Source organism: Bifidobacterium catenulatum subsp. kashiwanohense JCM 15439 = DSM 21854 (assembly GCF_001042615.1).
Classification (GTDB): domain Bacteria; phylum Actinomycetota; class Actinomycetes; order Actinomycetales; family Bifidobacteriaceae; genus Bifidobacterium; species Bifidobacterium catenulatum.
In genome coordinates, this window is record NZ_AP012327.1 from 1,202,777 (window position 1) to 1,214,975 (window position 12,199).

A 12,199-nucleotide genomic window follows, 5' to 3' on the forward strand; every position below is an offset into this window, starting at 1 on the left:
AAGGGAGGGAATATGGCTGAAGTCAATCATCGGTGCGCGGTTTTGGGCAAGCCTATCGCGCATTCGTTGTCTCCGGTGCTGCACAATGCCGCTTATCAGGCGTTAGGCCTTGATGATTGGTCGTACGACAAGCATGAGGTAGGAGAACCCGATCTTGAAGGTTTTCTCGAATCGCTTGACCCGACTTGGTCTGGCCTCAGTCTGACCATGCCATTGAAGAAAACAATCCAACCGTACGGTACGCCCTGCAATATGTGGGCGAAGGAGCTTATGATAGCCAACACCGCGGTGTTCGATTGGAACGAGACCTGCGTCAACGGTAATCCGGATCTTCCCGCCATCAAGCTGTACAACACGGATGTGCAAGGCATCGAGCTCGCTTTCGAACACTCGTATCAGACGCGCGAGATGGAGCCGAAGACGGACCGTTCGGGAACGGCTGTGATCATCGGCAACGGCAACACGGCGACGTCAGCGTTGGCCGCGTGCGTGGAATCCCCCGCAATCGGACACGTCATCGTCGTAGCTCGCCATCCCGAAAAGAACACCGCTCTCAAGCCTCTTGCCGAACGATATTTGCCGTCGGAGCGACCGATAACCATTGTCGGAATGGATCATGCTATTGAGGCGTTACGCCATGCAGATATGGCGGTAAACACCATCCCTGGCTTGGCTGCGGACAGTATCGCCGAAGCTTTGGAAACGTCAAACGCGAACATGGGCGGAACATTGCTTGACGTCGTGTACGATCCACGTCCTACCAAACTGATGCAGGCTTGGCGCCAAAGGGAAGGAACCGCCATCGGCGGCGAAGAAATGCTGTTGTACCAGGCCATGGTGCAGGTTTGGCTGATGACGGGAATCTGGAATAATGATCCGCCGAGTGGCATGATTGATCAGGACTGCACCGCGCGGTTGGAACAAGCCATGCGCATCGCACTTGAGGAGGCTCTGTAATGGCACAGGAAGATATCAATGCACAAGCGAATGGCACGCATGCCAGCGCTCCTTCACCTGCCGAAGGTTTTGAAGTATTGCTGATCACCGGCATGAGCGGTGCGGGGCGATCGCATGCGGCCAACAGTATTGAGGATATGGGCTGGTATGTGGTCGATAACATGCCTCCCAAACTGTTGGTGCCGCTGGTCGACATGATGACCACCGGATCCAACATCCATAAGCTTGCGGCAGTCGTGGATGTTCGTTCCCGTGATTATTTCGACGATCTGTCCGCAGTGCTCAGCCATTTGGATGATCTTGGTGTGAAAACACGCATCCTGTTCCTTGATGCCAGCAACGAAGTGCTGATCAAACGATACGAATCAGTGCGCAGGCCGCATCCGCTGCAACAGGGCAACCGGCTGATCGACGGCATCCTCGAGGAACGTGACCTTCTTGAGAATCTCAAGGAGCGTGCAGACATCGTCATTGACACGTCGTCATTGAGCATCCACCAGCTGTCTACGAAACTATATGAGGCAATGCTTGGATCTGGGCCGACCACGGTTTCTGTGCACATCTTCAGTTTCGGTTTCAAATATGGTATTCCCATCGACGCCGATTTTGTCGCCGACGTGAGATTTCTGCCGAACCCATTCTGGGTGCCGGAGTTGCGTTCGCTCACTGGACGAGACAAGGCAGTCAGCGATTATGTGCTTTCCAGCGAAGGTGCCGCCGATTTCCTTGACGCATACGAAAAAGCGATTGCGATTGCGATCGAAGGGTACGCGCAGGAAGATAAACATTATGTGACGATTGCAATCGGCTGCACCGGAGGACAGCATCGTTCCGTTGCGATGAGCGAGGCCTTGGCCAAACGCTTGCGCGCGAGAGGGCTATCGGTTTCTGTTTCCGCACGTGAGCTTGATAAGCGGTAAGCGGAAAAATGACCGTATTGTGAAAATATAGTGTCCATATATAAAGAAATCAGGCTGTGATTGTCCAAGATATTCGGTATCACAGTAAGCCGTGGCAGTGCGGAATGATTCCGCGACTCGCCTGAAATTTAGGGAAGAACAGCAAGGTAGGAGGTTGGCTCTTGGCTCTTCTGGATGACGTCAAAAGCGAGCTGTCCGCAATCGACAATGAATTGCCAATCGCCAAAAAGGCGCAGGCTACGGCAATGATTCGGTTCGGCAATGGTTTGCACTCGGTGGATCACCACATTCTTGTGCAGGTGCAGCTCGACTCCCAAGATGCGGCCACTTGGCTGCAAGACACCATCAAGAACCTGTATGGTCACGAAGCCACGCTCACTCCTGTCTCTAGGCAGACGCCGACCGGTACGGTGCAGCGTTATGTGATTCGTGTGCCGAAAGGCAGCGCGGCACTCGTGTTGCAGACCGGTCTATACAGCCGCTACACGAAGAACATGGTGCTTGGTCTGCCGAGCGATATCATCAACGGCAAGATCGCGCAGATCAAAGCCGCATGGCGTGGTGCGTTCCTTGCGAACGGCCGTCTGTCAGACCCGGGCAAGGCCAGCTATCTCGAGATCGTATGCCCGAACCATGAGGCCGCTCTGGCACTGGTTTCCACCGCACGCCGCTTGGGCATCACCGCCAAGCCACGTAAGCTGCGCAGCTCCGAGCGCGTGACTCTGCGTGACCCTGATGCCATCGAACGCATGCTCATCCTTATGGGCGCCCCGCGTTCAGCGCGCGAATGGACTGGAAAGCGTTCCGACGGCGAAGCACGAGGCAAAGCGAACCGTTTGGCCAACTTCGACGACGCCAACATGCGCCGCAGCGCCAAGGCGGCCGCGGAAGCATGCGATAAGGTACGTCAGGCATTTGAAATCCTCGGCGACGATGTTCCCGATAACCTCAAGTCCGCGGGCCAGCTCCGTCTCGATCATGCGGATGCGTCGCTGGAACAGCTGGGACGTTTGGCCGATCCTCCGATTACCAAGGATGCCATCGCCGGTCGTATTCGTCGACTGTTGCAGCTCGCCGAAAAAACCGAGAAGGCTCGCCGACAGTCGGTCTGATTGAGTTTTTTTACACGAAACACCATGCCTGTTTTCGAACAGCATGGTGTTTTTGTTCGTTTGAGCTTGTATTATTCGTAAATGGCAATATGGCCATTCCACGCTTACAAGCGGCTAGGAAAGGATATACATGAAGACACTCAAGGATCTTGGAGATCTCAAGGGCAAGCGCGTTCTCGTTCGCGCTGATTTCAACGTTCCGCTGGACGGCACCACTATTACCGATGACGGTCGTATCAAGGCCGCCCTGCCGACCATCAAAGCCCTGCGCGAAGAAGGCGCAAAGGTCATTCTGATGGCCCACCTCGGCCGCCCGAAGGGCAAGGTCGTTCCGGAACTGTCTCTCGCTCCGGTCGCCGCTCGTCTTGGCGAACTGCTCGGCATCGAGGTTCCGCTAGCTGAAGACACCTACGGCGAAGATGCTCAGGCCAAGGTCGCCGCAATGAACGATGGCGATGTCGTGCTTCTGCAGAACGTGCGCTACAACCCGGAAGAAACCAGCAAGGATCCGGAGGAGCGTTCCGCTTACGCCAAGAAGATCGCAGCTCTCGGTGAAGCGTTCGTGTCCGACGGTTTCGGCGTCGTGCACCGTGCGCAGGGCTCCAACTACGACGTTGCAGCTGATCTGCCGGCAGCCGCCGGCCTGCTAGTCGAGAAGGAAGTCAAGGCTCTGTCCCGCGCCACCGTTGAGCCGGAGCGCCCGCTGACCGTCGTGCTTGGCGGTTCCAAGGTTTCCGACAAACTCGGCGTGATCGAGAATCTGCTTGACAAGGCCAACCGTCTGGTCATCGGCGGCGGCATGGTCTACACCTTCCTCAAGGCCAAGGGCCTCGAGGTCGGCACCTCCCTGCTGGAAGAGGATCAGGTCGAAACCGTCAAGGGCTACATCGAGCGCGCTGAACAGAACGGCGTTGAGCTCGTGCTGCCGACCGACATCGTGGTGAACCCGGTCTTCCCGAAGTCCGACGAGGACATCGCTCCGGAAGTCGTGGCAGCTGATGCCATTCCGGCTGACAAGATGGGTCTGGACATCGGTCCGGATTCCCAGAAGCTCTTCCACGACAAGATTGTGGATTCCAAGACCGTCGTGTGGAACGGCCCGATGGGCGTGTTCGAGGTTCCGGCATTCGCAGCCGGCACCGAAGCCGTGGCCCAGGGCTTGGTCGACGCCACCGCGGCTGGCGCGTTCACCATCGTCGGTGGCGGTGACTCCGCCTCCGCAGTGCGCAACCTCGGCTTCCCGGAGAATGGCTTCTCGCACATCTCCACCGGTGGCGGCGCTTCCCTCGAGTTCCTCGAGGGCAAGGAACTGCCAGGCCTGAAGGTGCTCGACTGATTATTTGACGCATAATCTGGAGGTGCTCCCTTATCGACAAAGGTGGGGAGCACCTCTTGTTGTCAACAGCGCGAAACGCGACACATACACACTGAACGGAAACAAGAACGGAGGCAAGCAAACATATGGTATCACAACGAATCCCACTAGTCGCCGGCAATTGGAAGATGAACTTCGACCATCTTGAAGCCACCTATTTCGTTCAGCAGCTTGCATGGAAGCTCCGTGACATTCATTTCGACTACCGTCATTGCGAAATCGCGTTGATGCCCTCCTTCACCTCATTACGTAGCGTTCAGGTGTTGGTCGAATCCGACAATTTGAAGATTCGCTATGGCGCACAGGCTGTTTCCGTAACGTCGCAGGGTGCGTTCACTGGCGATGTATCCGCAGACATGATCGCCCATCTCGGCTGCTCATATGTGATTGTCGGCCATTCTGAACGCCGCAAGTACCATCCGGAAGACGATGCAAACATCGTGGACCAGGTACGTGCGGTTTTGGCTGCAGGCATGCAACCGATTCTTTGCGTCGGTGAAAGCTATGAGGAACGACGCAAGGGCATCGAACTCGATTTCGCCGTGGGACAGGTGCACGACGTCACACGCGATCTTTCTGACGAGGAAGCGTCACGTCTGATTGTGGCATATGAGCCGGTCTGGGCCATCGGCACCGGAATGGTAGCGACTCCGCAATCCGCGCAGGATGCTGCCAAAGCAATTCGAGACGATTTGTTTGCAACTTTTGGCTCGCATGTAGGCGAGACCGTGCGTATTCTGTATGGAGGCTCCGTTTCTTCGAAAAATGCCGTGGAACTGATCGGCGAGCCTGATGTAGACGGATTCCTTATCGGCGGTGCCGCGCTGAATGTAGATGAGCTCACCAGAATCTGCCAGCTCACCATAAAAGCGACTTTGTGACGTCATGTTTTTAAAGCAGATATTTCAAGGTGTGGTCAATACTCAATTTTCTCAATACCTTGCGCTATCGTTAACAACAGTGTTTACGAACTGGAGGTTCACTCGTGTCCGCTATGGCCATCGTTAAGCTTGTGCTGCAGATTGTTCTCGTTATTTTCAGCCTCTTGCTCACCCTGCTGATTCTGATGCACAAGGGCAAGGGCGGCGGCCTGTCCGATATGTTCGGAGGCGGCCTCACCCAGAATGCGGGTTCCTCTGGCGTCGCCGAAAAGAATCTGAACCGTTGGACCGTCATCATCGCACTGCTATGGGTGGCCATCATCATCGCCCTCGGTTTGATGACGAAGTTCAGCCTCATCTAATTGACTTTGTCACTTCGGCCCATGACTGGATACGGTCATGGGCCGAAGTGTTTTTATCGTAGTATTGGCTGCAACATATGAGCGAAGGATTGATTTGACATCTTTAAAAATCGAGAAAACCCAAGAAACCACGATGGTCGTCGCAGATTTGGATGGCACGCTGCTGCACGACGGCGAAACGTTCGAGGAACGTTTCCTGACGCGATATTCCATCGATGTGATCAATCGCATGCACGACAATGGCATCGTTTTCGCTGTGGAAACGGCGCGTCCGGTCAGCACAGGCTTTTCGTTCGTGGAAAAACTGCCTGTCGACGCCGTCGCTTATCTCAACGGTGCGTTGATAGATTTCAATCCGGCATCATCGAATTATGAAATGCTTACTTCGCCGACGTTGCCGGAAGACGGCCATCTCAAGAAAATCGGTTTTTCATCGAAACGTGCCTGCGAGGTCTGCAAAAATCTATTAGCTGAGCTACCCGGCATGGAAGTCGGCATCGTCATGGATGACGTGCGGTACACCAATTTCGATGTCTCCAAATACTGGAAGACGCAGACTTGGCGATACACTGACTTCGACGATGTTCCTGAAGGTATCGCCGATAAGCTCATTATCTTCCCTAACGATGAGCAGTGGAATCAGGTCGGTTCTCTTGTGCCCAGCGACTTTGACGTTCACATCTCTGAAGGATCGCTGTGGATGTTGATGAATCCTCAAGCCAACAAAGAACATGCATTGGATCTGCTGGCAGAACATTTTGGAACACCAATGAGCAAAACCGTCTCATTCGGTGATGATTTGGTCGACATTGCCATGCTATGTAAATCCGGAAGGGGAGTGGCGGTGGCGAACGCTAACCCGGATGTGTTGAACATCGCAGATGAAATCTGCCCATCCAACAATGATGACGGTGTGGCACAGTGGATTGAAGATAATCTGCTGTGATGTCTCATGATGTTCAAGAATGACATGAGTTGAACTTCATGAATTGAACTTTTGTTGCAAACGGACGCGAAATGGTTACATTTGATATTGAACTTCCGCGATTTCAATAGGTAGTTTGTGCTAGGATTTGAACTAGTGTTTGATGAAAATTGAACTGAAAGGACTGGTATGACGGAATCATTTTCCAGCCGGTTGAACGTTGCGATGGCGTTCCGCAATGTCAAACAAATTGACTTTGTGCATGCGGCTGAGAAGTTCAATATCAAACTTGGCAAAAGTCATATGAGTCAGTACGTGAGCGGTAAAACCGTGCCACGTGCCGATATCGCCCATTTCCTTGCGGCTTTTCTGCAGGTCAATGAGGACTGGCTGATGGGAAAGGACGTTCCCATGGAGCAGAACGCCGTCATCTTGCCTGCAATCGAGTCTGATGAAACCCAACCTGATAGCAATTCTGCATCAGCGCAATCAACAGAAGGAAAGACCATGCGCACCTTTACGAAATCCCATAAGCTCGACAATGTGCTCTACGACGTTCGTGGTCCGGTGGCGGACGAGGCGGCACGCATGGAAGCAGCGGGAACGCATATTCTGAAACTTAATATCGGCAATCCTGCGCCATTCGGATTCCGGACTCCGGATGAAGTTGTGTATGATATGGCGCAGCAGCTTCCTGAGACCGAAGGATATTCACCGTCCAAGGGTCTGTTCTCGGCGCGCAAGGCCATCATGCAGTATGCACAGCTCAAGAATATTCCGAACGTCTCCATCGACGATATCTTTACTGGCAATGGCGTCAGCGAGCTCATCAATCTGTCGCTGTCCGCATTGCTGGACAACGGCGACGAGGTGCTGGTGCCTTCGCCGGACTATCCTCTGTGGACAGCCTGTGTGAATTTGGCTGGCGGCACCGCCGTACATTATATCTGTGATGAGGAATCCGAATGGTATCCCGATATCGACGATATTCGCTCTAAAATCACGGATAAGACCAAAGCAATTGTCATCATCAATCCAAATAATCCGACCGGAGCGCTTTATCCGAAAGAACTGTTGCAGCAGATTGTCGATATTGCCCGAGAACATCAGCTCATTATTTTCTCCGATGAGATTTATGATCGCCTAGTCATGGATGGGTTGGAGCATATTTCCATCGCATCGCTGGCCCCGGACCTGTTCTGCGTGACGTTCTCCGGTCTGTCGAAGTCGCATATGATTGCCGGATACCGCATTGGATGGATGATACTTTCCGGCAACAAGCGTATTGCAAAGGATTACATCGAGGGCCTGAACATGCTGGCGAACATGCGTATGTGTTCGAATGTTCCTGCTCAGTCGGTGGTGCAGACCGCTTTGGGTGGGCATCAGAGTGTCAAAGACTACATCAAGCCAGGTGGCCGCGTGTACGAGCAGCGCGAACTGGTCTATCGGATGCTCAATGAAATTCCCGGCGTTACCGCAGTTAAGCCGAAGGCGGCGTTCTATATCTTCCCGAAGCTAGACATCAAAAAGTTCAATATTCACTCTGACGAGCAGTTCGCATTGGATCTGCTGCATGACAAGCATATTCTAATCAGTCATGGCGGTGCGTTCAACTGGCAGAATCCAGATCATTTCAGGGTGGTATATCTGCCGCGTATCACGATGTTGAAGGAAACCATAGGTGAGATCGCTGATTTCTTGAGTACATATCATCAGGCATGATGACCTTGGTTGTTTGAAGGACATTCATGGGGTGAAGCGCGCGCAGTATCGCGACGCTCCACCCCAAAATATTTATAGTCACATTGACCATAAAGTGGGGTTACGATGGCTCTGGCCTTAGGGTCGAGCAATCGTTCCGTCGTGAATTCGCAACGATCATACCCTCTCGTGGGGGTACCGATTTGCTCCTGTCGCCATCATTGTGATTCGGCAGGAGCCTTTTGTTTTCAACGGGTTGCACCTGCCGGCGATGTGGCGTGCCAGGAGCATCGAGGTCAGCGCTGCCACCAACGATGCACCTTTGCCCTCGTTCGTGTTCGTGTCGTCGTTGTTGACGATGTCGTACAGCGTGTCGTCGAGCAGTTCGGCCGGCGGCATGCCCAGGGTGACGGCCGCGGCCGCGATGGCGTTGAGATCCCATGCGGCGTCGAGGTTCATTCTGGCCGATATGGTGGCCTTGGTCACGCCGGTCGCCTCGCACAGGGCCTGCTGTTCGAGTTCTTCCTTGGCCAGGTGCAGGCGCACGTTCCACGCGGCGACTTCCCGCAGGCGTTCTCCCAGTTCGACGGCCTGTGTCCTTGCCGTAGTGTTGCCGGTCATGTCCGTTCCTTTCGCTCGCGTGCCCTTGGGGGCTTGTGCGCACCATGCTATGGGCGGCGCGCTTGGTTGCGCAATACGACCGCCTCCCCGGTTCGGTCTGGTCGAACTGGGGCAGGAAAAACATGGAAAACGAAAGCGTTCCGCACCGTGTTGGCGCTTGGTGCGGGGCTGATCGACAACCTTGGGCGGGATTCCGAGCGATTCAAGTGACAAGAGTCCCGGGATTCGCCCTCCATTGAAAGAGAGTTATCGCAATGACCAATCCTACCATCGCTTCCGCCCCGCGTGCGGCGGGAGCCATGAAAACCATCCCGTCGCTGCGTGTGCGGATCGCCCGCGCGCACCTGCTGGCGGTGCTGCTGCATCCCGCGCGCTCGTCGCGCCGTCGTCGCCGGAGCGCCTGAGATGGGCCGGGCTGTGGCGGCGGTGGCCGTCGTCGCAATCGTCGTGTGTCTGCTGGCGGTGTGGGCGTTGTGCCGCGCGGCCGCGTTGGGCGACCGCATCGGCGAACGGCTCCATGATGCCAGGGGTCGCGAGGAGGATGCGCGATGAGCGGGCCGGCGGAGCAGTGGGCGTGGCAGTTGCAGGATGAGCGGCTGAGCCTGTCGGAGAAGTTCGTGTTGGTGTATCTGGCGCGAAGGGCGTATTACGACGACGGGTGCGGCGCGTGGCCGTCGGTCAACACCATCGCGGCACATTGCCATTGCACGCGCCGTTCCGTGCTGCGCGCGTTGAAACGTTTGCAGGAGCTGGGCTACTTGCGCGAGGGTGACCAGGAGCTGGCCGCGCGCAATCCCCGCAGCCACGAGCCCATCCCCAGGGGGCATCGTTCCAAGGTGTGGGACGTGGTGATGAAGGGCGCGCAGACCGAGCCGGAGGATATCACCGATCCCGGCGAGACCGACGCAGGCAAGGACGTTCCAGCGAAACCCAGTACAGCCGAACCATCGCGGAGCAAGGAGTGCGCGCGGGGTGACATGGCGTCACCTGACGCAGTGTCACCTGACACAATGTCACCCCAGGGCGATCCCGCCGGTGAGGTGACATCTTGTCCGAAGAGAGGTGACGTCATGTCACCCAATAGACAAGTGATAACCAATGCTCCCCTTGTCCCCTACGGGGACATTCCCCTCGCCGGGGAACAACCCGAGGAGGAGCGAAGCGAGCGTGATGCACCGGATTGGCGTCTGGCGCTGCCTCCCAAGGGCGTACGCGATCCGCTGTGGACGCCAGGGGCGGAGGATGCGGACGAGCGGGTGCGTTCCCGGGCCCTGCAGGAGGTTCGCGTGCTGACGCTGATCCATGACCGTGTGGCGGCCATCGACCCGAAGGCAGCCAGGCCGGCGTCGATGCGAGACCGACGCAAGGTCCACGAGCTGCTGATGGAACGCTCTCTGACGGAGGTCGAGACGATCCTTGATTGGGCGTATGGCAATCCGCGCTGGATCTCATGGCTGGTGGACGGCACGATGGTCGAACGCTACTTCGCGCAGGTCAGCCTCGACATGCGCACCAAGCGGGCACGAGGTCCGCAGCATTCCGGCAGCCATGCCGCTGCTGCCGAGCTCACGCCGGTCCATGATCCAGACCGGCCGGTGGCGGTTAGTTCGGGCTTGGCCTGGCGGGTGCCGGTCTACGGCGGCGGCATCCTGTCGATCGCATTGTGCCAGGCGCACCTCGACGGCGAAACCAAGCAGGCAGAGTGTCCGGTGTGCGCCTACGACCGGCGCAACCAAGCCAGCCACGCCATCGGCCTAGAGAAAACCGACCGCGCCGAAGACAAGGAATCCCACGAGGAGGCCAAGGCATGACCGGCATAGCGGATGCCGCGCCCCGTTCGCCGGAGGCGTGGAAGAACATGGGATGCTGCGCGGATTTCCCGCAGCCGTGGGCCGACCTGATGTGGGGCCTGGAGTTCGAGGACAAGCATCCCCTGGCCCGCGTGTTCCGACAGGCGGGCGCGTCGGTATGCGAGCACGACTGCCCGGTGAGGGCCGAATGCATGGCCTACGCCGGTGCCGCCGGCCTGGAATGGGGCTTGTACGGCGGCCGCTCGTGCACCGACCGGCGCCAGATCGCCCGTCTAGCGGAAGCCGACGGCGTGCCCTGCCGCGACCGCACGGTGCCCTGGGCCCGGCGCTGGGGCCTGTTCGTCGACTGGCTCCAAGCCCATCCCGAAGTCTTCGACACGGCCCGGGGCAAGGCCAGCATGGAACGCGGGCAACGCCGATGGCGCGCCGCAGGCCGCGCCCAACCCAAGAATGAGCCGCATGACCGTCAAACCATCATGCAAACAGACAATCAAGCAATCCGACAATCAAGCAATCAAACAACCGACCATGCCGGCGATCCGGCGAATGGTCCCGAATCCAAGGAGGAAGCATCATGCGAGTAGCGTTGGCGAACGCGAAGGGCGGGGTGGCCAAGACCACCAGCTGCATCTATCTGGCCGCCGTGCTGGCCCGGCGCGGAATCGAGGTGGCGGTCTACGACGCGGACCCGCAGTCCAGCGCCAGCCTATGGGCGGCCGCCGCCGAACAAGCGGGAGACCCGCTGCCCTTCGACGTGCTGCCGGCCAACATGGCCACCCTCACCCATCTGGGCGGCGACCCGGCCGCAAGGGAATGGTCGATCATCGACGCCCCTCCGCAAGGCCCGCTGCTCGACAAGACGTTGGCCGTGGCCGATTTCGTCATCGTGCCCACCTCGGACTCGCCGATGGACCTCCAGCAGGCATGGGACACGCTCGACCGCGCCCGACGCGCCACCAGGGCGGCCCTACTGCCGGTGCGCGTCGAAGCGAACACCAACGCCTGGGCCCAGACCCTGGCCGCGTTGGAACAAACCGACACCGCACGCTTCGACACTTTCATCGCCAAACGACAACCGATCAAGACCTCGCTCGGCATGAACCCCAAACAACTGTACGAATACCGGGAACTGGCCGACGAACTGACGCGCATCGCCAAGGAGGAACTGGCATGAAAGGCAACTACCAGCCACTGCCCCGACCCGTGCCCTTCGACAAAGTCCTCGACCAACAGGCCGAAGACAAACAACCCACCGGGAAGAACAACGCCGGCGAACCGCTGGTCATGCTCTCCCTGCGCCTGCCCGTCCGGCTGAAGAACCGCCTCAAAATCGCCGCCGCCGAACACGGCACGCCATGCAACAGATCCTGCGCCACGCCATCGAACACGAACTCGACCGACTCGCCAGCAACGACTGAATAAGGGACACCGTACATGCCGAGATGCGAGGATTGAGGAATTGATAGTTGCTATGGTAAAATCCAACTAAATTTGATGGAACACCTGACATGCCAAGGTGGTTCCGAAGCAG

The 12,199-nt window shown here is 57.1% G+C and carries 14 protein-coding genes; 13 read left to right on the top strand and 1 reads right to left on the bottom strand.

Going from position 1 to position 12,199, the window contains the following annotated elements; all coding sequences use genetic code 11:
• The first annotated feature begins 12 nt into the window (after window positions 1–12).
• From BBKW_RS05215 to BBKW_RS05250, 8 genes are all read left to right on the top strand, one after another.
• Complete coding sequence (locus tag BBKW_RS05215) at window positions 13–957, top strand: shikimate dehydrogenase family protein (protein ID WP_033501846.1); 945 nt, start codon at window positions 13–15, stop codon at window positions 955–957.
• Window positions 957–1,877 carry an RNase adapter RapZ gene (rapZ, locus tag BBKW_RS05220; protein ID WP_033501847.1) on the top strand — a complete coding sequence of 307 codons (921 nt, stop codon included), beginning with the start codon at window positions 957–959 and terminating at the stop codon, window positions 1,875–1,877. Before BBKW_RS05215 ends, rapZ begins: the two co-directional genes overlap by 1 nt.
• Window positions 1,878–2,038: 161 nt before the next feature.
• Complete coding sequence (whiA, locus tag BBKW_RS05225) at window positions 2,039–2,989, top strand: DNA-binding protein WhiA (protein ID WP_033501849.1); 951 nt, start codon at window positions 2,039–2,041, stop codon at window positions 2,987–2,989.
• 130 nt (window positions 2,990–3,119) lie between these two features.
• Entirely contained in the window at window positions 3,120–4,325 is a 1,206-nt protein-coding gene (locus BBKW_RS05230; protein ID WP_033501850.1) for a phosphoglycerate kinase, read from the top strand.
• A 125-nt stretch (window positions 4,326–4,450) separates the two neighbouring features.
• Window positions 4,451–5,245, top strand: coding sequence for a triose-phosphate isomerase (gene tpiA / locus BBKW_RS05235; protein WP_033501851.1), 795 nt, complete (start codon window positions 4,451–4,453; stop codon window positions 5,243–5,245).
• Between the two features lie 113 nt (window positions 5,246–5,358).
• The gene (gene secG, locus BBKW_RS05240) at window positions 5,359–5,607 is read left to right on the top strand and encodes a preprotein translocase subunit SecG (protein WP_033501852.1); all 249 of its coding nucleotides are present in this window, start codon (window positions 5,359–5,361) and stop codon (window positions 5,605–5,607) included.
• 133 nt (window positions 5,608–5,740) lie between these two features.
• A complete protein-coding gene (locus BBKW_RS05245) occupies window positions 5,741–6,553 on the top strand; it encodes an HAD family hydrolase (RefSeq protein ID WP_048349513.1) in 813 nt (270 codons plus the stop codon).
• A gap of 168 nt (window positions 6,554–6,721) precedes the next feature.
• The gene (locus tag BBKW_RS05250; protein ID WP_081962301.1) at window positions 6,722–8,257 is read left to right on the top strand and encodes an aminotransferase class I/II-fold pyridoxal phosphate-dependent enzyme; all 1,536 of its coding nucleotides are present in this window, start codon (window positions 6,722–6,724) and stop codon (window positions 8,255–8,257) included.
• A gap of 156 nt (window positions 8,258–8,413) precedes the next feature.
• Here the strand turns inward: BBKW_RS05250 and BBKW_RS09850 are convergent, their stop codons facing one another.
• Window positions 8,414–8,857, bottom strand: a complete 444-nt coding sequence (locus BBKW_RS09850) for a hypothetical protein (protein ID WP_053070182.1) — start codon at window positions 8,855–8,857, stop codon at window positions 8,414–8,416.
• A gap of 254 nt (window positions 8,858–9,111) precedes the next feature.
• On the opposite strand from BBKW_RS09850, the gene BBKW_RS10790 reads away from it, so the two are divergent.
• From BBKW_RS10790 to BBKW_RS05275, 5 genes are all read left to right on the top strand, one after another.
• Entirely contained in the window at window positions 9,112–9,261 is a 150-nt protein-coding gene (locus BBKW_RS10790; protein ID WP_014484172.1) for a hypothetical protein, read from the top strand.
• Window positions 9,262–9,405: 144 nt separating this feature from the next.
• The gene (locus BBKW_RS05260; RefSeq protein WP_033501853.1) at window positions 9,406–10,668 is read left to right on the top strand and encodes a helix-turn-helix domain-containing protein; all 1,263 of its coding nucleotides are present in this window, start codon (window positions 9,406–9,408) and stop codon (window positions 10,666–10,668) included.
• A complete protein-coding gene (locus BBKW_RS05265; RefSeq protein ID WP_033501854.1) occupies window positions 10,665–11,252 on the top strand; it encodes a WhiB family transcriptional regulator in 588 nt (195 codons plus the stop codon). The genes BBKW_RS05260 and BBKW_RS05265 overlap by 4 nt, the downstream gene beginning before the upstream one ends.
• Window positions 11,243–11,842, top strand: coding sequence for a ParA family protein (locus BBKW_RS05270; protein ID WP_033501855.1), 600 nt, complete (start codon window positions 11,243–11,245; stop codon window positions 11,840–11,842). Before BBKW_RS05265 ends, BBKW_RS05270 begins: the two co-directional genes overlap by 10 nt.
• On the top strand, window positions 11,839–12,090 hold the full coding sequence (locus BBKW_RS05275; RefSeq protein ID WP_015439131.1) for a hypothetical protein: 252 nt from the start codon (window positions 11,839–11,841) through the stop codon (window positions 12,088–12,090). The genes BBKW_RS05270 and BBKW_RS05275 overlap by 4 nt, the downstream gene beginning before the upstream one ends.
• Window positions 12,091–12,199: the final 109 nt, after the last annotated feature.